Annotated in this window: 22 protein-coding genes; 5 read left to right on the top strand and 17 right to left on the bottom strand. The window is 67.4% G+C overall.

The genetic code is table 11. From position 1 onward, the window contains the following. Nucleotides 1–53: 53 nt before the first annotated feature. Nucleotides 54–1,145 carry a DUF2336 domain-containing protein gene (locus tag EV560_RS09220; protein WP_131855426.1) on the top strand — a complete coding sequence of 364 codons (1,092 nt, stop codon included), beginning with the start codon at nt 54–56 and terminating at the stop codon, nt 1,143–1,145. Here the strand turns inward: EV560_RS09220 and trmB are convergent. The 17 genes from trmB to hslV all read right to left on the bottom strand — a co-directional run bounded on the left by trmB (nt 1,117) and on the right by hslV (nt 17,755). Further along, on the bottom strand, nt 1,117–1,812 hold the full coding sequence (gene trmB / locus EV560_RS09215) for a tRNA (guanine(46)-N(7))-methyltransferase TrmB (protein WP_131855425.1): 696 nt from the start codon (nt 1,810–1,812) through the stop codon (nt 1,117–1,119). The two genes, EV560_RS09220 and trmB, sit on opposite strands and share 29 nt — an antisense overlap. Nucleotides 1,813–1,899: 87 nt before the next feature. Further along, nucleotides 1,900–3,105, bottom strand: coding sequence for a methionine adenosyltransferase (metK, locus tag EV560_RS09210; RefSeq protein WP_131855424.1), 1,206 nt, complete (start codon nt 3,103–3,105; stop codon nt 1,900–1,902). Between the two features lie 158 nt (nt 3,106–3,263). Further along, nucleotides 3,264–3,680 carry a helix-turn-helix domain-containing protein gene (locus EV560_RS09205; protein ID WP_131855518.1) on the bottom strand — a complete coding sequence of 139 codons (417 nt, stop codon included), beginning with the start codon at nt 3,678–3,680 and terminating at the stop codon, nt 3,264–3,266. Between the two features lie 139 nt (nt 3,681–3,819). Further along, nucleotides 3,820–5,412: an apolipoprotein N-acyltransferase gene (gene lnt, locus EV560_RS09200; RefSeq protein ID WP_131855423.1), complete on the bottom strand. Its 1,593-nt coding sequence runs from the start codon at nt 5,410–5,412 to the stop codon at nt 3,820–3,822. Continuing rightward, on the bottom strand, nt 5,412–6,386 hold the full coding sequence (locus EV560_RS09195) for a hemolysin family protein (protein WP_131855422.1): 975 nt from the start codon (nt 6,384–6,386) through the stop codon (nt 5,412–5,414). The genes lnt and EV560_RS09195 overlap by 1 nt, the downstream gene beginning before the upstream one ends. Further along, nucleotides 6,383–6,952, bottom strand: a complete 570-nt coding sequence (ybeY, locus tag EV560_RS09190) for an rRNA maturation RNase YbeY (RefSeq protein ID WP_131855421.1) — start codon at nt 6,950–6,952, stop codon at nt 6,383–6,385. The genes EV560_RS09195 and ybeY overlap by 4 nt, the downstream gene beginning before the upstream one ends. Beyond that, nucleotides 6,949–8,097 carry a PhoH family protein gene (locus EV560_RS09185; RefSeq protein WP_131855420.1) on the bottom strand — a complete coding sequence of 383 codons (1,149 nt, stop codon included), beginning with the start codon at nt 8,095–8,097 and terminating at the stop codon, nt 6,949–6,951. Before EV560_RS09185 ends, ybeY begins: the two co-directional genes overlap by 4 nt. A gap of 153 nt (nt 8,098–8,250) precedes the next feature. Further along, complete coding sequence (gene miaB, locus EV560_RS09180; RefSeq protein ID WP_131855419.1) at nt 8,251–9,606, bottom strand: tRNA (N6-isopentenyl adenosine(37)-C2)-methylthiotransferase MiaB; 1,356 nt, start codon at nt 9,604–9,606, stop codon at nt 8,251–8,253. Nucleotides 9,607–9,722: 116 nt separating this feature from the next. After that, on the bottom strand, nt 9,723–10,532 hold the full coding sequence (locus EV560_RS09175) for a lysophospholipid acyltransferase family protein (protein ID WP_131855418.1): 810 nt from the start codon (nt 10,530–10,532) through the stop codon (nt 9,723–9,725). Between the two features lie 54 nt (nt 10,533–10,586). Then, entirely contained in the window at nt 10,587–11,021 is a 435-nt protein-coding gene (locus tag EV560_RS09170; protein ID WP_248311948.1) for a GNAT family N-acetyltransferase, read from the bottom strand. Nucleotides 11,022–11,135: 114 nt separating this feature from the next. Next, nucleotides 11,136–11,819 carry a tRNA (adenosine(37)-N6)-threonylcarbamoyltransferase complex dimerization subunit type 1 TsaB gene (gene tsaB, locus EV560_RS09165; protein ID WP_131855416.1) on the bottom strand — a complete coding sequence of 228 codons (684 nt, stop codon included), beginning with the start codon at nt 11,817–11,819 and terminating at the stop codon, nt 11,136–11,138. Between the two features lie 98 nt (nt 11,820–11,917). Next, nucleotides 11,918–12,478 carry a NifU family protein gene (locus EV560_RS09160; protein ID WP_131855415.1) on the bottom strand — a complete coding sequence of 187 codons (561 nt, stop codon included), beginning with the start codon at nt 12,476–12,478 and terminating at the stop codon, nt 11,918–11,920. Nucleotides 12,479–12,564: 86 nt separating this feature from the next. Next, on the bottom strand, nt 12,565–13,059 hold the full coding sequence (locus EV560_RS09155) for a universal stress protein (protein ID WP_131855414.1): 495 nt from the start codon (nt 13,057–13,059) through the stop codon (nt 12,565–12,567). Between the two features lie 83 nt (nt 13,060–13,142). After that, nucleotides 13,143–14,204 carry a tryptophan--tRNA ligase gene (gene trpS, locus EV560_RS09150; protein WP_131855413.1) on the bottom strand — a complete coding sequence of 354 codons (1,062 nt, stop codon included), beginning with the start codon at nt 14,202–14,204 and terminating at the stop codon, nt 13,143–13,145. A gap of 50 nt (nt 14,205–14,254) precedes the next feature. Then, a complete protein-coding gene (gene murJ / locus EV560_RS09145; protein WP_131855412.1) occupies nt 14,255–15,826 on the bottom strand; it encodes a murein biosynthesis integral membrane protein MurJ in 1,572 nt (523 codons plus the stop codon). Continuing rightward, nucleotides 15,826–17,133 carry an ATP-dependent protease ATPase subunit HslU gene (gene hslU / locus EV560_RS09140; RefSeq protein WP_131855411.1) on the bottom strand — a complete coding sequence of 436 codons (1,308 nt, stop codon included), beginning with the start codon at nt 17,131–17,133 and terminating at the stop codon, nt 15,826–15,828. Before hslU ends, murJ begins: the two co-directional genes overlap by 1 nt. Before the next feature lie 52 nt (nt 17,134–17,185). After that, entirely contained in the window at nt 17,186–17,755 is a 570-nt protein-coding gene (hslV, locus tag EV560_RS09135) for an ATP-dependent protease subunit HslV (protein WP_465246986.1), read from the bottom strand. Nucleotides 17,756–17,885: 130 nt separating this feature from the next. Here hslV and hisB point away from each other — a divergent pair, with 130 nt between their 5' ends. Genes hisB through hisA form a run of 4 tightly spaced genes read left to right on the top strand, consistent with a single transcriptional unit; the run spans nt 17,886 to nt 20,361 of the window. After that, the gene (hisB, locus tag EV560_RS09130; protein WP_131855410.1) at nt 17,886–18,473 is read left to right on the top strand and encodes an imidazoleglycerol-phosphate dehydratase HisB; all 588 of its coding nucleotides are present in this window, start codon (nt 17,886–17,888) and stop codon (nt 18,471–18,473) included. 12 nt (nt 18,474–18,485) lie between these two features. Then, complete coding sequence (locus EV560_RS09125) at nt 18,486–18,968, top strand: DUF2628 domain-containing protein (RefSeq protein ID WP_131855409.1); 483 nt, start codon at nt 18,486–18,488, stop codon at nt 18,966–18,968. Beyond that, nucleotides 18,965–19,621, top strand: a complete 657-nt coding sequence (gene hisH / locus EV560_RS09120) for an imidazole glycerol phosphate synthase subunit HisH (protein ID WP_131855408.1) — start codon at nt 18,965–18,967, stop codon at nt 19,619–19,621. Before EV560_RS09125 ends, hisH begins: the two co-directional genes overlap by 4 nt. Further along, the gene (gene hisA, locus EV560_RS09115) at nt 19,609–20,361 is read left to right on the top strand and encodes a 1-(5-phosphoribosyl)-5-[(5-phosphoribosylamino)methylideneamino]imidazole-4-carboxamide isomerase (RefSeq protein WP_131855407.1); all 753 of its coding nucleotides are present in this window, start codon (nt 19,609–19,611) and stop codon (nt 20,359–20,361) included. The genes hisH and hisA overlap by 13 nt, the downstream gene beginning before the upstream one ends. The last annotated feature ends 41 nt before the right edge of the window (nt 20,362–20,402 follow it).

Here is a 20,402-nt window from a genome sequence, read left to right as displayed (position 1 = left end):
CTGGTCACTCTTCTGCAGTAGCTTGGCCGGGAGTTGCGTTGAGAGGGTTTGGAATGAGTTCGGTCAGTGCGTTGCTGCGCGATCTCGAGACGACGATGGCACGCGGGTCGGGCGATGATCGGGCCCAGATCCTGTCGCGCCTGACCGATCTGTTCATCAGCACCGCCCCGGGTATGGGTGACGATCAGATCAGCGTCTTCGACGTCGTGATCGGCCGGCTCGCGCGGGCCATCGAGCTGCGTGCCCGGATCGAGCTCGCGGAACGTCTGTCCTTCGTGCCGAATGCGCCGGGTGGCGTCGTGCGCCAGCTCGCCCTCGACGAGATTTCGGTCGCACGTCCCGTCCTGATCCGCTCGCCCATGCTCACCGACCAGGACCTTGTCGCGATTTCCGCCGCCAAGGGCCGCGATCACATGCTTGCGATCACGGAACGGCCCGATCTCGGCGAGCCGATCACCGATTTCCTGATTCTGCGCGGCGGCCGCGTCGTCACGCATGCGGTTGCGTCCAACCAGACGGCGCGGTTCTCGCGCCATGGCATGGGCGTGCTGGTGATGCGCGCCGTCCAGGACGATGCGCTGCAGACCATGCTCAGCACGCGCGTCGACATCCCGCCGGAGCTCACCGAGCAGCTCATGCTCGCGGCCAAGAATTCGGCCCGCCGACGGCTTACGGCGACGCTCGAGCCGGCCATGGCCGGCGCCGTCGAAAGTGCGGTCGAACGCAGTGCCGAAGCCGTCTCGGCCCAGGCGCAGGTCCAGGACGAGCTCGGCAAATTCAGTGCCGCGCTCGCCGCGATCAAGCTGCTTCACGATGCCGGCAAGCTCGACGAAGCCAAGGTCGCGGAATTCGCCAGCGCCGGCGATACCGAGCATGCGATTTGCGGTGTCGCCATTCTGGCGCGACTCGGCCTGCCTGCGACCGAGCAGATCATCCTGGGGCCGGATCGCGATGCGGTCCTGCTTGTCGGCCGCGGTCTTGGCTGGTCCTGGGAGACGACGCGCGCCCTCATCGGCCTGCGCAAGAGCGACGGCAAATCGGCGCCCGCGATCGAGCGCGCTCGCCAGAGCTTCCGCAACCTGACGGCGGTCACCGCCCAGCGCGTGCTCGGCTTCCTCAGGATGCGGGACGGCGCCGGGCAGTAAGATAGCTCGGCACCCGGCCGGCCTTTACTGCCTTGGCCTCGTAGCGGGTCCTGATCCAGCCCGGATAGGGCTGGCGCCAGTCGTCTGCGCGCTCGTCCGCCCAGTCGAAATCGGTCGAGCGCAGCAGCCGCGCCAGGGTCCAGCCGACATAGTCGTCGATATCGCTGGCGAAGCGGAAGCGGCCGCCTGGCCGCAGGGCCCGCGCGAAGAGCGCGAGAATCCGGTCGGAAACGAAGCGGCGCTTGCGCTGCCGGCGCTTCGGCCAGGGATCGGGATAGAGCAGGTCGATCGCGTCGAGCGCGCCTTCCGGGAGGCGCGGCAGCAGCAGCGCCGCATCGCCGTCCCAGAGCCGGACGTTCCTCAAGCCCTCCTGCTCGACCACGGCCAGGAACTTCGCCATGCCGTTGATGAAGGGCTCGCAGCCGATGAAGCCGATCTGCGGGCTCTCGCGCATCCGCGAGAGCAGATGCTCGCCGCCGCCGAAGCCGATCTCGAGCCTGACAGCCTCGACAGGGATCGGAAACAGCGCCTTCAGGTCGGAAATCTCGCCTACCGGCAGACGCAGCGCGGGCAGGAGCCCTTCCATGCGGCTGGCTTGCCCCTCGCGCAGGGCCTTGCCCTTGCGGCGGCCGAAGAAGGCCCGCTCGGTATCGTGTTCGTCGCTCATTCGCTGGTCTTTAGCGTAGCTCGTGCAAAAGCAAAGGCCGGAGCGTTGCCGCTCCGGCCTTCATGATCTCCGGCTGATCGGATCAGATCAGGCGACGGCCTTCTTCAGCGCGTCGGCGAGGTCGGTCTTCTCCCAGGAGAAGCTGCCGTCGCGGCCAGCCTTGCGGCCGAAATGGCCGTAAGCCGCCGACTTGGCATAGATCGCCTTGTTCAGGCCGAGATGGTTGCGGATGCCGTTCGGGGTCAGGTCCATGACCTCGCCCAGCGCCGTCTCGAGCTTGGCCTCGTCGACCTTGCCGGTGCCGTGCAGGTCGACATAGATCGACAGCGGCTTGGCGACGCCGATGGCGTAGGAGAGCTGGATCGTGCAGCGATCGGCGAGCTTGGCCGCGACCACGTTCTTGGCGAGATAGCGCGCCGCATAGGCCGCCGAGCGGTCGACCTTGGTCGGGTCCTTGCCCGAGAAGGCGCCGCCGCCGTGCGGAGCCGCGCCGCCATAGGTGTCGACGATGATCTTGCGGCCGGTCAGGCCGGAATCGCCGTCGGGGCCGCCGATCACGAACTTGCCGGTCGGGTTGACGTGCCAGACGGTGTCCTTGGAGATCCAGCCATCGGGCAGGGTCTCGCGGATGAAGGGCTCGACGATCTTGCGGACATCGGTGGAGGACAGCTTCTCGTCGAGATGCTGGGTCGAGAGCACGATCTGGGTGACGCCGACCGGCTTGCCGTTCTCGTACTTGATGGTGACCTGGCTCTTGGCGTCGGGGCCGAGCTTGGCCGCCGGGCCTTCGCCGGAATGGCGGGCCTTGGCCAGTACTTCGAGGATCTTGTGGGCGTAGTAGAGCGGGGCCGGCATCAGCTCCGGCGTCTCGCGGCAGGCATAGCCGAACATGATGCCCTGGTCGCCGGCGCCGACATCCTTGTTGCCGGCCTCGTCGACGCCCTGCGCGATATCGGCGGACTGCGGGTGCAGCAGCACGTCGATCTTGGCCTTCTTCCAGTGGAAGCCATCCTGCTCGTAGCCGATCGCCTTGATCGCCTTGCGGGCGGCCGACTTCACCTTGGACTTGATCTGCTTCTCGTCGAGATGGGTGCGGACCTCGCCGGCGATGACGACGCGATTGGTCGTCGCCAGCGTCTCGGCCGCCACGCGAACCTTCGAGGGCTCGTAGCCGGCCTTGATCGCCTCCTTGAAGAACAGATCGACGATCTCGTCGGAAATCCGGTCGCAGACCTTGTCGGGATGGCCCTCGGACACGGATTCGCTGGTGAACAGATAGTTCTGACGGGACACGGTCGCGGGATCCTTCTGCGGAAAAGAACGAAAGCCGGCTGACCGCGAGCGGTGGGCCGGCAGCGCAGCCTTCTTGCAGACAGCCGCGTTCGGCGTCAAGCGTGGAAATTCGTTAAACGGTAGGAATGTTCGCCAGGACGAACGTAGAGGGCCTTGAATCAGGCCTTTTCGTCGTCTTCCTCGGCGAGCGCCTCGACCATGTCGACGATCCGGCGGCGCACACGGCCGCTCTTGATGCGTACGAAAGCCTTGGTGAGCTGCACGCCTTCGCTGGTCGCCAGGAAATCGGAGATATAGGCGGTCGAGCTCGAATCCGAGAAGCCTGTCGCGCTCGTGGCATCGCCGCTAGGAGCGCCGTCGAAGAAGAAGGAGACGGGCACGTCGAGCTTCTTCGCGATCTGCTGCAAGCGGCTGGCGCTGATGCGGTTTGCGCCTTTTTCGTATTTCTGGATCTGCTGGAAGGTCAGGCCCAGGGCCTCGCCCAATTTTTCCTGACTGATACCGGCAAGCATGCGGCGCATACGAACGCGGCTGCCGACATGGCGGTCGATCGGATTTGGCACTTTTTTGATCATGGATCGAGGCCTTAAATCACGTCGTCGCCGCAGGGCCGCGAGTCCGGCAGACGTCGTATGGTCAATGATACTTAAGTCTATTAGCATTCCGTTTATGCCCGATACCATCCTCCCTGTAAACTAGTTCCAAATGGGATCATCAGGCGGCTCGTATCCTCGATAAAAGCAAGAAAACTGCTACGAGCCCAGCAAAAAAAGCATCCCCGAGCTGCGCATAGAGCGTGACGGGGCCGCTGCGTGGCAATCCGGCATCCAGCACCCCTTCGGTTCCGAGCGGCAGGCTGGCGACGACACGGCCGTATGAATCGACGATTCCCGAAATTCCGGTATTGGCGACGCGGACGAGTGGCAGGCCCTCCTCGATGCTGCGCAGCCGCGCCTGCGCGAAATGTTGATAAGGCCCGCTGGTCTGACCGAACCAGCCGTCATTCGTCAGGTTCAGGATGTAGCCCGGCCGCGGCCCTTCTGGAATGACTGCGCCGGGGAATACTGCTTCGTAACATATCACAGTGGCGGCCGGGGGCAATCCACGGACGATCAGCGGTGTGTGCCGCTCGCCCGCCGCGAAGCCGCCGGGCACCGAGACGAATTCCGAGAGCCCGACTCCGCGGATCAATTTCTCGAGAAACGCCGGCAAATACTCGCCGAAAGGTACGAGATGAACCTTGTCGTAGCTCGCAACGACCACGCCCTCGTCGTTGACGACCTGGACCGAATTGTAGATCGGCGGGCGGCTTTCGCCGGGCAGGGTCTCGCCGGCGCGCGCTGCGCCGGTGATCAGCGTGGTGTTCGGCGGCAGCAGCGCGGCGATTCGCGAGAGCGCCTGCGGTGTCCGGCCGAGCAGGAAGGGGAAGGCCGATTCCGGCCAGATCAGATGGGTGACGTCCTGCACGCCAAGCGTCGCCGGGCTCGTCGCCCGGTCGCTCAGCTTGAGGTAATGCGCCAGGATCAACTCGGCGTTCTGCGGGTTGAACTTGGCGTCCTGGGGCAGGTTCGGCTGCATCAGCCGCAGCTTGACGCCGCTGACATTGGCGACGGGCTGCGTCGGAATGCGCCAGGCGCCGAAGCCGAGCAGGCCGCATAGCGCGACCAGCGCCAGGGCCGGAATGCGCCAGCGCGCCGGTCCCGGCTTGGCCGTGCCGAGCACCGCCGGCGCCGCGCCAATCGCGACCGCAACCAGGGTCAGCCCATAGAGGCCGGCGATCGAGGCGAATTGCGCGATCCAGTTCTGGCCGGCCAGCATCATGCCGTAGACATTCCACGGAAAGCCGGTCAGCACATGCCCGCGCAAATATTCGCTGAGCGTCAGCGCAACGGCGAGCGCGAAGATGCGGCCGCCGCCATGGGGCCAGATCAGCCGGGCGAAACCGAAGCCGAGCGCCGGGAACAGCGCCAGGAAGGCCGGCAGGGCGACGACGCCGAGCGGCATCGCCCAGGCGAACTTGTCGGCCTCGACCAGGAAGGCCGCGCCCAGCCACCATAGCCCGGCCAGGAAGAAGCCGAAGCCCCACCACCAGCCCGCCACGACCGCGGATTGGAAGCGCGTCCGCCACGTCTCGCCGACAGCCCCGTCGATCAGCCAGACCGCGACCGTCATCGGCACGACGATCAGCGGCCAAAGATCGAGCGGAGGCAAGGCAAGCGCGCCGCTCGCGCCGGCGACGAGCGCGATCAATCGCTTCGGCCAACCCCAGGCGAGGATGACCTTGTCGGCCAGAGCTGAGAAGCGCATCAGCCGGATTCCGCCGGCGCCGGCGTTTCCGGGAAGGTGGTCAGGCCGCGATGGATGCGCAGGCGCTTGATCCGGCGCGGATCGGCGTCGAGGATCTCGAATTCCAGCCCTTCCGGACCCTGGATCAGTTCGCCCCGGGCCGGGACATGGCCTGCGAGCGTGACGATCAGCCCGCCCAGAGTATCGACCTCCTCGGCGACCTCGGCCTGCGAGAGATCGATCCCGGTCACCTCTGCGAGTTCTTCGAGCGTGGCGCGGGCATCGGCGATGAACATGTTCTCGCCGGCCGGCGCGATCGTCGGCGCCTCGTCGAGATCATGCTCGTCCTCGATATCGCCGACTACGATCTCGACCAGGTCCTCGATCGAGACCAGTCCGTCCGTGCCGCCATATTCGTCGATCACGAGCGCGATATGGGTGCGTGTCGCCTGCATCCTGACCAGCAGGTCGACGGCCGGCATCGAGGGCGGAACATAGAGCACCGGGCGCAGGATCTTGGCCGCGGCCAGCGTCACGGAGAGATCGACCGCGGCGAGAATCGGCCCACTCGCCTCGGTCTCGGCGCTCGGCTGTGCCTTGGTCGCGATGAAGTCGAGGAAGTCGCGGATATGGATCATGCCGCGCGGGTCGTCGAGCGTGTCGCCATAGACAGGCAGACGCGAATGCCCGGCCGTGCTGAACAGGCCGAGCAGTTGGCCGAGCGTCGTCTCGGCGGAGACGGCGATGATATCGGCGCGTGGCACCATGACGTCGGCGATGCGGCGCTCGCGCAGGCTGAGCACGTTCGAGAGCATCACCCGCTCCTGCGCGCTCAAGTCGGCGAGCTGCCCGCTATCTTGTGCCAGCGCCTCGGTGATGTCCTCGCGGATACTGCCGCCATTGCGCAGACCGAGCCGGTCGAGGAAATGGCCGAGCCATCCGGATGGGCTGCGTCCAGCGCCTTCGCTCTGCGTTGATCGACTGTCGTCGCTCATGGTGTGGGGTGGTCGATTCTGGGTTGCTTGGAGGTTGCGGTGTCGAGCTCGGCGCCGGCATAGGGATCGGCGATACCGAGCCGTGCGAGCGCGGCGATTTCGAGGCCTTCCATGCGGATCGCCTCGCTCTCGGTCTCATGGTCTTCGCCGAGCAGATGCAGCAGGCCATGGATGACGAGATGGCTGAGATGGTCGCCCGGGCTCTTGCCCTCGCTCTCGGCCTCGCGCAGCACGGTCTCATAGGCCAGCACGATATCGCCGAGGACGGGGCTCGAGGCGATCCGCTCCGGCGGCGCGGCCGGGAAGGAAAGCACGTTCGTCGCCTTGTCGAAACCGCGCCAGTCGCGGTTGACGATGCGGATGCGCTTGTCATCGGTCATCAGCAGGCTGAGCTCGGCCCCGGCAAGGGGCTTAACCTCGCTGACGGCGAGCGCCGCTTCCGTGGCCTTGGTCACACGCTCGCGCAGGTCGCCGAGTTCGCGCCAGCGGCGCGACTGGGTGCGGATGGCGATGCTGAGGCTCTCTGGTCGCGGCGCCTGGCGCCGCGTGGGAGGTCGGTCATTCATCGCGGTCGCTCCCGCGAAAGCGTGCGCTTCAGCCCTTCGCTGTCGCCCTCGATCGGCGCAGACGGCAGCGGCTGGCGCGTGCGTTCTTCCCATTCTGCCCGCTCGCGGCGCGCGGCACTCTCGTAGGCCATGACGATGCGGCGCACGAGATCGTGCCTGACGACGTCGCCTTCCTCGAACTTGGCATAGCCGACGCCTTCGACGCCGGAGAGCAGCCGCACCGCCTCGACCAGCCCGGAGCGCTGGCCGGGCGGCAGGTCGATCTGCGAGGGGTCGCCGGTGATGATCATGCGCGAGCCCTCGCCGAGGCGGGTCAGGAACATCTTCATCTGCACCGAGGTCGCGTTCTGCGCCTCGTCGAGCAGCACGACCGCATTGGTCAGGGTGCGGCCGCGCATGAAGGCGAGCGGCGCGATCTCGATCATCCCGGTCTGCAGCGCGCGCTCGACATGGCGCGCCTCCATGAAATCGTTCAGCGCATCATAGATCGGGCGCAAATAGGGGTCGACCTTCTCGCGCATGTCGCCGGGCAGGAACCCGAGCCGCTCGCCGGCCTCGACCGCCGGGCGCGACAGCACCATGCGCTCGACCACGCCCTGCTCGATCAGCGAGACGGCATGGCCGACCGCGAGCCAGGTCTTGCCGGTACCGGCCGGACCTTCCGCGAGCACGAGCTCATTGCGCTTGAGCTGGCGCAGATAGGCGTCCTGCGCCGCGTTGCGGGCGCGTACCGGGCCGCGCTTCCTGGTCACGATCGCGTCGAACGAGGCCTTGCCGGCATTGTCGGACGGGAAGAGCGAGCGCTGCACGTTGCTTTCCTCGATCGCGCCGTCGACCTCGCCGAGCGTCACCGAGGCGCCGGCCTTGGCTCGCGAATAGAGCGTTTTCAGCACGCGGCCCGCCTGTTCCGCGGTTTCGCGCGGCCCCTTGATGGTGACATGGTTGCCGTTCGGATTGACGACGACGCCGAGCCGCCGCTCGAGATGAGCGAGATTCTGGTCGTAATGGCCGAAGACGAGGCTTGCGAGGCCATTATCCTCGAAGGACAGCACCACCTCGGTCGCCGGAAGCCCGTCCCGCGTCAGGCTCTCGACGCGTTGCGGCGCGGCCTCGCGCCTGGGGCCTCGTTCCGGTCGTGGGGTCATCGAGTCAGCCTGTGCCAAAAGCGTCGTCTCCCTCATGAGCGTGCCGGCAGGACAGAAGCGTCGGGCCGGGTGATTCCGTAGCATAACCGGGCGCGACGATTTCAACCTGATGACAGGAGAACATCGTCGCCCGGAACCTGGCTGCAAGGAGGCTCAAGCGGCAATATCCTCCGGGGCGGCGAGCCGCCCGAACAGCGAGTTCGAGCCCGCCCGCTCGATCACCACCTTGACCATGTCGCCGATCTGATTCGCCTTGGTCTCGATCTGCACAGCCTGAAGGTAGGGCGACTTGCCCGCAAGCTGGCCGGGGTGACGCCCGGCGCGCTCGAGCAGCACGTCGATCGTGCGCCCGACCATGGCATGGTTGAAGGCCTGGCGGTGATGCTCGATCCGCTCCTGCAGGCGCTGCAGCCGCTCGTCCATCACCTCGCGCGCCACCTGCTCGGTAAGCTCGGCCGCTGGCGTGCCGGGGCGCTGCGAATACTTGAAGGAATAGCTCGAGGCGAAGCCGATATCTTCGACCAGCCTGAGCGTATCGGCGAAATCCGCCTCGCTCTCGCCGGGGAAGCCGACGATGAAGTCGGAAGACAAGGCGATATCGGGCCGCACCTTGCGTATGCGCTCGATCAGCCTGCGGTATTCGTCGCCGGTGTGCTTGCGGTTCATCGCGGCGAGGATGCGGTCGGAACCCGCCTGGACCGGCAGATGCAGGAAGGGCATCACCTGCGGCAGGTCGCGATGGGCGGCGATGAGGTCATCGTCCATGTCGCGCGGATGGCTGGTGGTGTAGCGGATGCGGGCGATGCCGGGCACCTCGGCGACGCGGTGCATCAGCCGGGCCAGGCCCCAGACGCGTCCGTCCGGCCCCTCGCCATGATAAGCGTTGACGTTCTGGCCGATCAGCGTGACGTCCTGCACGCCGGCTTCCGCCAGCCGCTCGATCTCGGCGACGACCTGCACTACGGGCCGCGAAAACTCCGCCCCGCGCGTATAGGGCACGACGCAGAACGCGCAGAACTTGTCGCAGCCTTCCTGCACGGTGACGAAGGCGGAGATGCCGCGCCCGCGGATCGCGGCCGGCTTCGGTGCCGGCAGATAGCCGAACTTGTCGTCGGCCGGCAGGTCGGTATCGACCACACGGCTGCGCTGGGCTTCCGCCAGCAGCATCGGCAGGCGGTGATAGGCCTGTGGCCCGACGACGAGATCGACAGCCGGCTGCCGGCGCTGGATCTCGGCGCCCTCGGCCTGGGCGACGCAGCCGGCGACGACGATCCTCGTCTCCTGGCCGGCGGCCTTCTGCTCGTTCTTGAGGTCGCGCAGCTTGCCGAGCTCGGTATAGACCTTCTGCACGGCACGATCGCGGATGTGGCAGGTGTTGAGCAGGATCAGGTCCGCGCCTTCGGGCGTCGCCGTCTCTTCGTAGCCCTGCCCGGCCAGGATATCGGCCATGCGCTGCCCGTCATAGACGTTCATCTGGCAGCCGAAGGACTTGATGTGGACTTTCTTCATCGTTGCGGATCGGGTCTCCAAACCGTCTCCTTACTCCGGATTCTGCTTCGTGAAAATGCTCTCGCTCCTATGGAGCCGACAAAGCAACATCCGAGCCAAGTGGCGCGAGCGATAGCTCAGGTCAATGACCGGCCCGTGACCGCCTCATTGCGGGCCCGCCGGATCGCAGCTTCCGCCAGCCGCGTCGCGTCTTTGCGCGAGGTTTGGTGGCCCATGCGGATCGGCTCACCCCAGGCGAGCTCGGCATCGATCGCGCCGGCATCGAGCATGGCCTTGAGATGGGGTGCGAGCTCGGTATCGCCATACCAGGCCATCAGCGAACGCTCGAACCGGCCACCGGCCAGGCCGTGGAAGCCGGTATAGGTGATGGTGAGCGGGTAGACGGTGATATCGCCATCGGCGTCGCCATTATGCCCAAGCGCCGCATGCACGGCGCCGAGCAGCGAGGAGCGCAGCGGCAGGATGCGCGTGCCGTCCCCGGTCGTGCCCTCCGCGAACAACACGACCGACTGGCCATCGGCGAGCCGCTGCCCCATCTCGGCGGTCATGTCCGCCGTGGCGGCGCGGCGCGTCCGGTCGATGAAGAGCGTGCGCTGCACCTTGGCCAGGAAGCCGATCACCGGCCAGGTCGCGACCTCGGCCTTGGCGACGAAGGAGAGCGGCCGCTCGGCGCCGATCACGCTGATATCGAGCCAGGAGACGTGGTTGGCGACGATCAGCCCGCCTTCGCCCTTCGCCGGAGGGGTGCCGCGCACCGTCCGGCGCACGCCGAGGCACCGGCAGACGAGGCGATGGAACAGAAGCGGCAGCCGCCAGCCATGGCGCGGGCCGAGCCGCAGCATGAGCAACTGTCCCGGCAACAGGATCAATGTGCCCAGGGAGAGCACGGCAAGCCGCAGGATCGCCCCGGGATGTAGGCCATTCATGCGTGAATCACGGCTCCGATAGTGCTCGCTTCATGAACGAGGCCGCGGCCTCTGTCACGCGAGATCAAGCCGCATCGTCACCGCCGTGGCCTTGCTGCCATCCGGCTTGGGATAATAGCCCTTGCGCCGGCCGACCTCGCGGAAACCGAAATGCCGGTAGAGCCGGTCGGCCGCGGCATTGCCATCCTCGACCTCGAGGAAGACCTGGGTCACGCCGCGCGCCGCGAGCTGGCCGAGATGGGCGCCGAGCAGGGCGCGGCCGAGACCGCTGCCGCGCTGGTCGGGCTTCACCACGATGCTGAGGATCTCGGCCTCGTCGGCCGCCTTGCGTGACATCACGAAACCGGACGGTACCGCGCTGCTGCCGGCGAAGACGCCGTCGGTGACGACGCTGGCATCCGCCAGCAGGGCCGCGCATTCGCCCGGATCCCAGCCGCGGGCGAAGCCGCCGAGGTGATGCAGGGTCGCGACATGGCGGGCCTGGCGCACGTCGAGCGAGCTCGTGCGCGCCGGGCACGCATGCGGGTGAAGCAGTTTGCGCAGCCAATCCATCCCGCTTGATGGCACAGCCCTGCGGGCTGGCAAGTCCCTCACATGGAGGATTCAGCGCCGCGGCAGTCGGGCGCGGTCCTGTGGCGTGGTCTCGGGGGCCTTGAGATAGAGCGGCCGCGGCGGCGCCGTCTCCGGATCGGCGACGAGGCCGAGCCGTGCCACCCAGATCACGTCGGGCGCCTTGGTTTCGTCGACCACGAAGGCGTCGAGGCCGATCGCCCAGGCCTCGCTGGCGACCGCCATCGCGGCCGAGCCGACGAGGCTGACCGGCCCGGCGCCGATGGCGCGCGCCGCATCGCGATAGCTGACCTGGCGGATCGAGACGAGCTGCTTGCCGTGCGCATTGAGGGCCTGGAACCAGACCTGGCCGTGCTTGGCGTCGAGCGCTGCGGCGATCACACGGCCCTGCTCGCGGCCAACCAGCGGCGCGGCGGTTGCAGCCAGGGTCGTCACGCCGATCGCCGGAATTTGCGCAGCCAGCGCGATGGCGCGGGCCGCGCTGATTCCGACACGCAAGCCGGTATAGCTGCCGGGGCCGATCGTCACCGCGACGCGGTCGAGCGAGGCGAAGCCGCCCTCGACCGCATTCATCACGCGCTCGATCATCGGCATCAGCGCCTCGGCATGGCCACGCTCCATCGCGACCTGCTCGCGCGCCACAGGCACGCTCTCGCCCGCGTCGAGGACGCAGGCGGAGCAGGCGCCGAGGGCGGTGTCGATCGCGAGGATGCGCATCAGGGCATGATCCCGAAAAATGGGAACCGGTTTTCGGACAAGATCACGCCTGGGCCAAGACCTATCTCAAACGAGACCTATCTCAGAGGAGACCTATCTCAGACGGCTTCGACCTCGCGCACATCCGGCAGGAAGTGGCGCAGCAGGTTCTGGATGCCGTGCTTCAGCGTCGCGGTCGAGGACGGGCAGCCCGAGCAGGAGCCCTTCATCGCGAGATAGACCGTGCCGTCCTTGTAGCCACGGAAGGTGATGTCGCCGCCATCGCCGGCCACGGCCGGGCGGATGCGCGTCTCGAGCAGGTCCTTGATGGTCTCGACCGTCGCGGCATCCTCGGGCGCGAAGAACTCGCCTTCCTCGGTGATATCGGCCTGCGAGCCGTCGGCCAGGACCGGCGCGCCCGACATGAAATGCTCCATGATCGCGCCGAGGATCGCGGGCTTCAGATGCGGCCACTCGCCGGAGGCCTTGGTCACCGTGATGAAATCCGAACCGAGGAACACGCCGGAGACGCCGTTGACGGCGAAGAGCCGCGAGGCGAGCGGCGAGCGGTCGGCCTGCTCGGCATCGCGCAGTTCCAGCGTGCCGTCCGGCATCACCGTGCGGCCGGGCAGAAATTTCAGAGTCGCGGGATTGGGTGTCGCTTCGGTCTGGATGAACATGGCTGCCTCCGGTTACGGACGGTTCAAGGCCGCCGCTCCTGGTGTCGATATAGGCGTCTCGCTGGAATGATTCCAGCGCAAGCGTATCACGCGAGCGCGTCGATTTCCTCGTCCTCCAGATGCCCGGGCACGATCGCGACCGGGATCGGAAAAGTGCCGGCCGATTTGCCGGCGAGCGCGCTGACGAGCGGGCCGGGCCCCTCGCGGCCGGTGCCGGCTGCGAGCACGAGCAGCGAGATGTCCTCGTCGGCCTCGATCAGCTTGACCAGCTCGTCCGCCTTGACACCGGTGCGCACGACCTTCTCGGGCTCCATGCCGGCGAGCGCGCGCACGGCGGCTGCGGCTTGGTCGAGCAGCTTCTCGGCCTCGGCCTCCGCTTCCGCCTGCATCACCGCGCCGACGCCGAGCCAGGTCTCGTGCTCGGGCGGCGTGATCACGCCGAGCAGCACGATCTTGGCGCCGATGCGTGCGCAACGCCGGGCAGCGAACCGCACCGCCTTGGCGCATTCGTCGCTGTCATCGACCACTGCGAGGAATTTCGGGCGATGGCCCGTCTCATAGGACCGCCGTCGCTTGACCATATCGTCTATCCTGCCGCCGCTTCAGGAGCCGCCATGGTGGCCTGTGCCGCCGGGGCAGCGCAAGCCCGGCGCCCCAGAGGCCGTTAGCCGCGCCGCACGAAGCCGACGATGTCCTTGACATCGTTCATGATCGGCGCCGCGATCGCCGCGGCGCGCTCTGCGCCGTCGCCGAGAATCGCGTCGATATGCGAGACGTCGGCGAGCAGCCTGCGCATCTCGCCGGCGATCGGCGCGAGCTTGGCGACCGCGAGATCGACCAACGCGCCCTTGAAGCCGGAGAATTGGCTGCCGCCGAACTGCTTCAGCACCTCGGTCTTGGTCGTGTTGCTCAGGCCGGCATAGATGCCGACGAGGTTTTCGGCCTCCGGCCGGCCCTCGAGGCCCTTCTCCTCCGAGGGCAGCGCCTCGGGATCGGTCTTCGCCTTGCGGACCTTCTGCGCGATGGTCTCGGCATCATCGGTCAGGTTGATGCGCGAATAATCGGACGGGTCCGATTTCGACATCTTCTTGGTGCCGTCGCGCAGGCTCATCACGCGCGGCGCCGGACCCTGGATCATCGGCTCGGGCAATGGGAAGAAGCCGAGCTCGCCGGTGCCGAGCCCGCGCTTCGCGATCTCGTCGCCGAAGTCGTTGTTGAACTTCTGGGCGATGTCGCGGGCCAGCTCGAGATGCTGCTTCTGGTCCTCGCCGACCGGGACATGCGTCGCCTTGTAGAGCAGGATGTCGGCCGCCATCAGCACAGGGTAGTCGTAGAGGCCGACCGACGCGTTCTCACGGTCCTTGCCGGCCTTCTCCTTGAACTGGGTCATGCGGTTCAGCCAGCCGAGCCGGGCGACCGTGTTGAACACCCAGGCGAGCTCGGCATGGCCCGCCACCTGGCTCTGGTTGAAGATGATGCTGGTCTTGGGGTCGACGCCGGCCGCGATATAGGCGGCCGCGACCTCGCGTGTGGCGCGGGTCAGCTCGGCCGGCCCGCCCCAGACGTCGAGCCCCTGCGTGATCGCGTGCATGTCGACGACGCAATAGATGCACTCGTGCGTCTTCTGCATCGCCACCCAATTGGTCAGCGCGCCCAAATAATTGCCCAGATGAAGCGTCGAGGTCGGCTGCATGCCGGAGAAGACGCGCTGGTGAAAGGCCGCCATCGGGGCGCTCCGTCGTCACGAGTCAGGATACGGAAAGGCGGCCTTCTGGCTCATCGGGGCCCGCTGCGCAAGGGGCGCGCGCCAAAAGCGCCCAGAACCCAGCCCGCGAGACCATAGATCGCGAGCCCGCCGAGGCAGAGACAGGAGAGCGCGGCAAAGCGGTGGATGATCGGCTGGTCAAGCGCCAGCGATCCGCTGAGCAAGGGCAGGATCAGCGTAAGCGTCAGCAGCATCGCGGCGCTGGCGCAGAGCGTGGCGAGGATCGGGCGCAGATTGCCGAGACTCGGCCGCCAGAGCCTGTCCCGGTGCAGGAAGAATGTGAGCAGCGCGGCCTGAGCCAGGAAGCCGAGGCTTGCCGCAACCGCTGCGATCTCGGCTGCGTTCGCGCGGTTCCCAAGGGAAACACCGGCGAGAATCGCTATCAAGACGGCTGCGAGCCCGGCGGTCAGGGCCGGACGCGGTGCCTGGCGGGCAAAATAGACCTGGCCGAAGACCTTCGCGATGACCGCGAAGGGCAGGCCATAGGCGAAGGCACGCAGGGCTGCCTCGGTGCGCTCGCGATCCTCCGCGCCGAAGCGGCCATGCTCGAACAGCACCGAGACGATCGGCCCCGAAAGAACCGCCAGTGCCGTCGCTGCCGGGACCGCCAGCGCCAACCCGAGCGCCAGCGCCCGGCCGAGCATCGCGTCATGCTCGGTGGCCGTCGCCTGCGCTGCGGCCATGTCGGAAAGCACGACGGTGCCCATCGCCACGCCGACGAAACCGAGCGGAAGCTGGAAGACGCGGTCGGCATAGTAGAGCGCCGCGACCGAGCCGGGCTCGGCCGAGGCGATCTGCGTCGCAACCAGCAGGACGAGCTGCGCGGCGGAGGCCGCAAGCAAGGTCGCGCCGCCGGTGCGGATCAGCCGGGTCATGTCGGGCGACCAGCGCAGGCTGGGGCGTGGCAGGCCCGTGCTGCGCAGCCGGATCAGGATCATCGCGAGATGGGCGAGGCCGGTCAGGCTGACACCGGCCGCCAGCGCGCTCGCGCCCATCTCCGGCGGCGAGCCCTGCCAGAGCATGGCGAGTAGCAGGAGGAGCAGGATCGCGTTCATCAATGCCGGCGCGATCGCGGCGATGGCGAAGTGCTTTTCCGCGTTGAGCAGGGCGGCGAGCAGCGCGGCCATCGTCGTCAGCAGCAGGAAAGGCAGCATCAGCCGGGTGTAATGCGACGCCAGCGCCAGTGTCGCGGGCTCATCCGCAAAACCGCCGGCAAGCCCAAGCACGACCCAGGGCGCGAACAATTCGCCGAGCGCGACGAGGAGGATCAGCGGCAGGCCGAGCTGGGCGCTGGCCTCGCCGGCGAAGCGTCGTGCGTCCTCGGCACCCCGCCTCGCCTTGATGTCGAGATAGACAGGCACGAAGGGTGCGTTGAGCCCGCCCTCGCCGAGCACGCGCCGGACGAGATTGGGCAAACGCAGCGCCGCGAGAAAGGCATCCGCGACCGGCCCGGCCCCGAGCAGCCGCGCGATCAGCACGTCACGCGCGAAGCCGAGCAGCCGCGACAGGATCGTGGCGACGCCGACGATGGCGGAATCGCGGGCGAGGCGGGATGGCCTCGCGCCCGGCTCCGCCTGCTCCATCAGAGAATGAACCGGCTCAGATCCGCATTCTTCGCGAGATCGCCGATCCGCGCCTCGACATAGGCTGCGTCGATCGTGACATGCTCGCCCGAGCGGTCGGTCGCGGTGAAGGAGATCTCGTCCAGAATCCGCTCGATCACGGTCTGCAGCCGGCGCGCCCCGATGTTCTCGACCGTCGAGTTCACCATCACGGCGATGCGGGCGATCGCGTCGATTGCATCAGGCGTGAACTCGATCGTCACCTCCTCGGTCGCCATCAGCGCTACCGTCTGCTTGATCAGGCTCGCCTCGGTCTCGGTCAGGATCCGCTTGAAATCCTCGACATCGAGCGGCGAGAGCTCGACGCGGATCGGCAGGCGGCCCTGCAGCTCCGGCAGCAGGTCGGAGGGCTTCGAGACATGGAAGGCGCCGGACGCGATGAAGAGGATATGGTCGCTCTTCACCGGCCCGTGCTTGGTCGCGATGGTCGTGCCCTCGATCAGCGGCAGCAGGTCGCGCTGCACGCCTTCGCGCGAGACATCGGCGCCGGCACGGCCCTCGCGGGCGCAGATCTTGTCGATCTCGTCGAGGAAGACGATGCCGTTATTCTCGACCTCGCGGATCGCGGCGTGGACGATCGCCTCCTGGTCGATCAGCTTGTCGCTCTCCTCGGTGATCAGCGGGCCATAGGCCTCCTTCACCAGGATGCGCTTGGGCTTGCCGCGCTGGCCAAAGGCCTTGCCGAACATGTCGCCGAGATTGATCGCGCCGATCGAGGCTCCGGGCATGCCCGGCAGCTCGAACATCGGCATGTTCGACTGGCCGGGCGCGATCTCGACCTCGATCTCCTTGTCGTCGAGCTCGCCGGCGCGCAGCTTGCGGCGGAAGGAATCGCGCGTGCCGGGGCTCGCCGTCGCGCCGACCAATGCGTCGAGCACGCGCTCCTCGGCCGCGACATGGGCCTTGGCCTGCACGTCCTTGCGCCGGCTCTCGCGCACCAGCCCGATCCCGACCTCGATCAGGTCGCGGATGATCGATTCGACGTCGCGGCCGACATAGCCGACCTCGGTGAACTTGGTCGCCTCGACCTTGAGGAAGGGCGCGTTGGCGAGCTTGGCGAGACGACGGGCGATCTCGGTCTTGCCGCAGCCGGTCGGCCCGATCATCAGGATGTTCTTGGGCGCGACCTCCTCGCGCAGCGGCCCCTCCAACTGCTGGCGACGCCAGCGGTTGCGCAGCGCGATGGCGACGGCGCGCTTGGCGTCGTGCTGGCCAACGATGAAACGGTCGAGCTCGGAAACGATCTCGCGGGGAGAAAAATCACTCATCGGAAGTCCGGTCGGGGATTTGTGAACAGGTGACGAGGACGCCGCAGCGGAATCACGCGGCCTCCAGCGTCTCGATGACGAGGCTGTGGTTGGTATAGACGCAGATATCGCCGGCGATCTTCATCGCCTTGCGCACGATCGTCTCGGCATCGGCCTCGACATCGATCAGGGCGCGGGCCGCGGCCAGCGCGTAATTGCCGCCGGAACCGATCGCCATCACCGCGCCGTGCTCGCCCGCCTCGGGCTCAAGCACGTCGCCGGTGCCGGAGATCAGCAGCGAGACCTCCTTGTCGGCGACGAGCAGCATCGCCTCCAGCCGGCGCAGGTAGCGATCGGTGCGCCAGTCCTTGGCGAGCTCGACGCAGGCGCGCAGCAATTGCGTGGGATACTGCTCGAGCTTGGCCTCGAGCCGCTCGAACAGCGTGAAGGCGTCGGCCGTCGCGCCGGCAAAGCCGGCGATCACCGCGCCCTTGGCGAGGCGGCGTACCTTCCTGGCATTGCCCTTCATGATGGTCGGGCCGAGCGAGACCTGTCCGTCGCCGCCGATCACGACCCGCCCGCCCTTGCGCACCATCAGGATGGTGGTGGCGTGCATCACGGGGGCGTTGCTGTCGTTATCCATCGCGGCGTCTTCCGGTGTTTCGCTCTCGCGCCAGATGTAGGGCTTTTCCGCCGCGGCACAATCGCCCGGGTGGCGTGAGCGTCAACGCGCTGCTAAAGCACCGGCCAGCAAGATCAAGGGGACCTGGCACATGCGTTCGGGCGAAGTGAAGCGCCGCACCAACGAGACCGATATTGCGGTGAAGCTCGTGCTCGACGGCACCGGCAAGGCCGAAATCGCGACTGGCGTCGGCTTCTTCGACCATATGCTCGATCTCTTCGCCCGCCATTCGCTGATCGACCTCAGCGTGCAGGTGGAGGGCGACACCCATATCGACGACCACCATTCGGTCGAGGATGCCGGCATCGCCCTTGGCGAGGCGCTGAAGCAGGCGCTCGGCGACAAGAAAGGCATCCGCCGCTATGCCGATGTCCATCTGCCGATGGACGAGACGCTGACCCGCGTCGCGGTCGACGTCTCCGGCCGGCCCTTCCTGGTCTTCCGGACCAGCTTCAAGGCCGAAAAGATCGGCACCTTCGACACCGAGCTGGTGCGCGAGTTCTTCCAGGCCTTCGCCATCAATGCGGGGCTGACGCTGCATGTCGAGACGCTCTATGGCGACAACGCCCACCATATTGCCGAGAGCTGCTTCAAGGGCCTGGCGCGGGCGCTGCGCCAGGCGCTCGAGGTCGATCCGCGCGAGGGTGGCCGCGTGCCCTCGACCAAGGGCGCGCTGTGAGGGATTGGTGACATGGCGTTCTATACGGTCCTGATCCCGCCGCCGGGCGCCGGTGGCGAGCGCGAGGAGATCGAACAGGCCCGCCTCCTGCCGGAGAGCTTCACCTGGTCGGCCTTCGTCTTCACCGGGTTCTGGCTGCTCTCGAAGCGGCTCTGGCTTGCGACGATCATCTTCGCGCTGGTCTGGGGCGCGCTCTATTATGCCCGTACCCAGCTCGGCCTCACCGCTGGCGCCGCGCTGCTGGCGCAGTTCGCCATCGGGCTCTTCGTCGGCTTCGAGGGCCAGAACCTGATCGCCCGCAAGCTGCAGCGCCAGGGCTGGCGTCTTGCCGACGTGGTCGAGGCGTCCGATCTCGCCAGCGCCGAGCGCCGCTATTTCGAGCGCGCGCTCACGGCCCGTCCGGCCCCGCTTCCGCTCGATCCGGTGCCCGTGCCGCGCCAGAGCAGCGGCCCGCTGCCGGTGATCGGCCTCTTTCCGGAGCCGCGCGGACGATGAGCCAGTCGGTCACCATCATCGATTACGGCTCGGGCAACCTGCACTCGGCCGCGAAAGCCTTCGAGCGCGCCGCCACCGAGGCCGGCATCGCCGCGACGATCAGCGTCACCAGCGATCCCAATCTCGTGCGCGGCGCCGACCGGATCGTGCTGCCCGGCGTCGGCGCCTTCGCCGATTGCCGGCGCGGACTCGATGCCGTGCCCGGCATGGTCGAGGTTCTGGAGGAGGTCGTGCGCGGCAAGCAGCGCCCCTTCCTCGGCATCTGCGTCGGCATGCAGCTCCTGGCGAGCCGCGGCCTGGAATATACCGTGACCGAAGGCCTCGGCTGGATTCCCGGCGATGTCGCGCTGATCAGGCCGCGCGACGAGAGCCTGAAGATCCCGCATATGGGCTGGAACAATCTCCACGCCCAGGACGAGCACCGGCTGCTCGACGGCATCGAGACCGGTCCGAACGGGCTGCATGCCTATTTCGTCCATTCCTACGCGCTAACGCCGCAGCGGCCTCAGGACGTGCTGGCGCTGACCGATTACGGCGGCCCGGTCACGGCCATCGTCGCCCGCGACAACATTGCCGGCACCCAGTTCCACCCCGAGAAGAGCCAGAAGCTCGGGCTGAAGCTGATCGCCAATTTCCTCGGGTGGAAGCCGTGATCCTCTTCCCCGCCATCGATCTGAAAGAGGGCCGCTGCGTCCGCCTGAAGCAGGGCGACATGGCCCAGGCCACGATCTTCAACGACGACCCCGCCGCCCAGGCCGCCGATTTCGAGGGCCAGGGCTTCCAGTGGCTGCATGTCGTCGATCTCGACGGCGCCTTCGCCGGCAAGCCGATGAATGCCGGGGCGGTCGAGGCGATCCTCGCGCGCGTCGCTTTCCCGGTGCAGCTCGGCGGCGGCATCCGCGACATGGCGACGGTCGAGGGCTGGCTGAACAAGGGCGTGCGCCGCGTCATCATCGGCACGGCGGCGGTGCGCGATCCCGGCTTCGTACGCGAGGCGGCCAAGGCCTTCCCAGGCCAGGTCGCTGTCGGCATCGACGCACGTGACGGCTATGTCGCGGTCGAGGGCTGGGCCGAAACCTCGGCGCTCGCCGCCGACGATCTCGGCCGCCGCTTCGAGGATGCCGGCGTCGCCGCGATCGTCTACACCGACATTGCCCGCGACGGCATGCTTCAGGGCATCAACTGGGAGGGCACGATCGCGCTCGCGAACGCGCTCTCGATCCCGGTCATCGCCTCTGGCGGCCTCGCCTCGATGGCCGATATCGAGCGCCTCTGCGCGCCGGATGCCGCGATCCTGGAGGGCGCGATCTCGGGCCGCGCGCTCTATGACGGGCGGATCGATCCCGCGGCGGCTTTGGCGCGGATCGCCCGCGCCGGGAACGAAGCGGCGTAGGGGCCGCGGGAGTTCCGAGCCCCGCATCCTTCGAGGCTGCT

Origin of the sequence: Allobosea sp. BK604 (genome assembly GCF_004341515.1) — a bacterium.
In the GTDB taxonomy this organism is placed as follows: Bacteria; Pseudomonadota; Alphaproteobacteria; order Rhizobiales; family Beijerinckiaceae; genus Allobosea.
Note: the sequence above shows the minus strand (reverse complement) of the source record. Positions and strands in the feature narration are given on the sequence as shown.

Bases quoted from the DNA above. Each gene is read 5' to 3' on its own strand.
- hslV (WP_465246986.1), bottom strand. From the start codon at position 17,755: ATGGATAACGACAGCAACGCCCCCGTGATGCACGCCACCACCATCCTG.
- EV560_RS09125 (WP_131855409.1), top strand. From the start codon at position 18,486: ATGGCGTTCTATACGGTCCTGATCCCGCCGCCGGGCGCCGGTGGCGAG.
- trpS (WP_131855413.1), bottom strand. From the start codon at position 14,204: ATGGCGGCCTTTCACCAGCGCGTCTTCTCCGGCATGCAGCCGACCTCG.
- EV560_RS09205 (WP_131855518.1), bottom strand. From the start codon at position 3,680: ATGATCAAAAAAGTGCCAAATCCGATCGACCGCCATGTCGGCAGCCGC.
- murJ (WP_131855412.1), bottom strand. From the start codon at position 15,826: ATGGAGCAGGCGGAGCCGGGCGCGAGGCCATCCCGCCTCGCCCGCGAT.
- EV560_RS09220 (WP_131855426.1), top strand. From the start codon at position 54: ATGAGTTCGGTCAGTGCGTTGCTGCGCGATCTCGAGACGACGATGGCA.
- EV560_RS09185 (WP_131855420.1), bottom strand. From the start codon at position 8,097: ATGACCCCACGACCGGAACGAGGCCCCAGGCGCGAGGCCGCGCCGCAA.
- EV560_RS09160 (WP_131855415.1), bottom strand. From the start codon at position 12,478: ATGTTCATCCAGACCGAAGCGACACCCAATCCCGCGACTCTGAAATTT.
- tsaB (WP_131855416.1), bottom strand. From the start codon at position 11,819: ATGCGCATCCTCGCGATCGACACCGCCCTCGGCGCCTGCTCCGCCTGC.
- hslU (WP_131855411.1), bottom strand. From the start codon at position 17,133: ATGAGTGATTTTTCTCCCCGCGAGATCGTTTCCGAGCTCGACCGTTTC.
- ybeY (WP_131855421.1), bottom strand. From the start codon at position 6,952: ATGAATGACCGACCTCCCACGCGGCGCCAGGCGCCGCGACCAGAGAGC.
- lnt (WP_131855423.1), bottom strand. From the start codon at position 5,412: ATGCGCTTCTCAGCTCTGGCCGACAAGGTCATCCTCGCCTGGGGTTGG.
- miaB (WP_131855419.1), bottom strand. From the start codon at position 9,606: ATGAAGAAAGTCCACATCAAGTCCTTCGGCTGCCAGATGAACGTCTAT.
- hisB (WP_131855410.1), top strand. From the start codon at position 17,886: ATGCGTTCGGGCGAAGTGAAGCGCCGCACCAACGAGACCGATATTGCG.
- trmB (WP_131855425.1), bottom strand. From the start codon at position 1,812: ATGAGCGACGAACACGATACCGAGCGGGCCTTCTTCGGCCGCCGCAAG.
- hisH (WP_131855408.1), top strand. From the start codon at position 18,965: ATGAGCCAGTCGGTCACCATCATCGATTACGGCTCGGGCAACCTGCAC.
- EV560_RS09155 (WP_131855414.1), bottom strand. From the start codon at position 13,059: ATGGTCAAGCGACGGCGGTCCTATGAGACGGGCCATCGCCCGAAATTC.
- EV560_RS09175 (WP_131855418.1), bottom strand. From the start codon at position 10,532: ATGAATGGCCTACATCCCGGGGCGATCCTGCGGCTTGCCGTGCTCTCC.
- EV560_RS09195 (WP_131855422.1), bottom strand. From the start codon at position 6,386: ATGAGCGACGACAGTCGATCAACGCAGAGCGAAGGCGCTGGACGCAGC.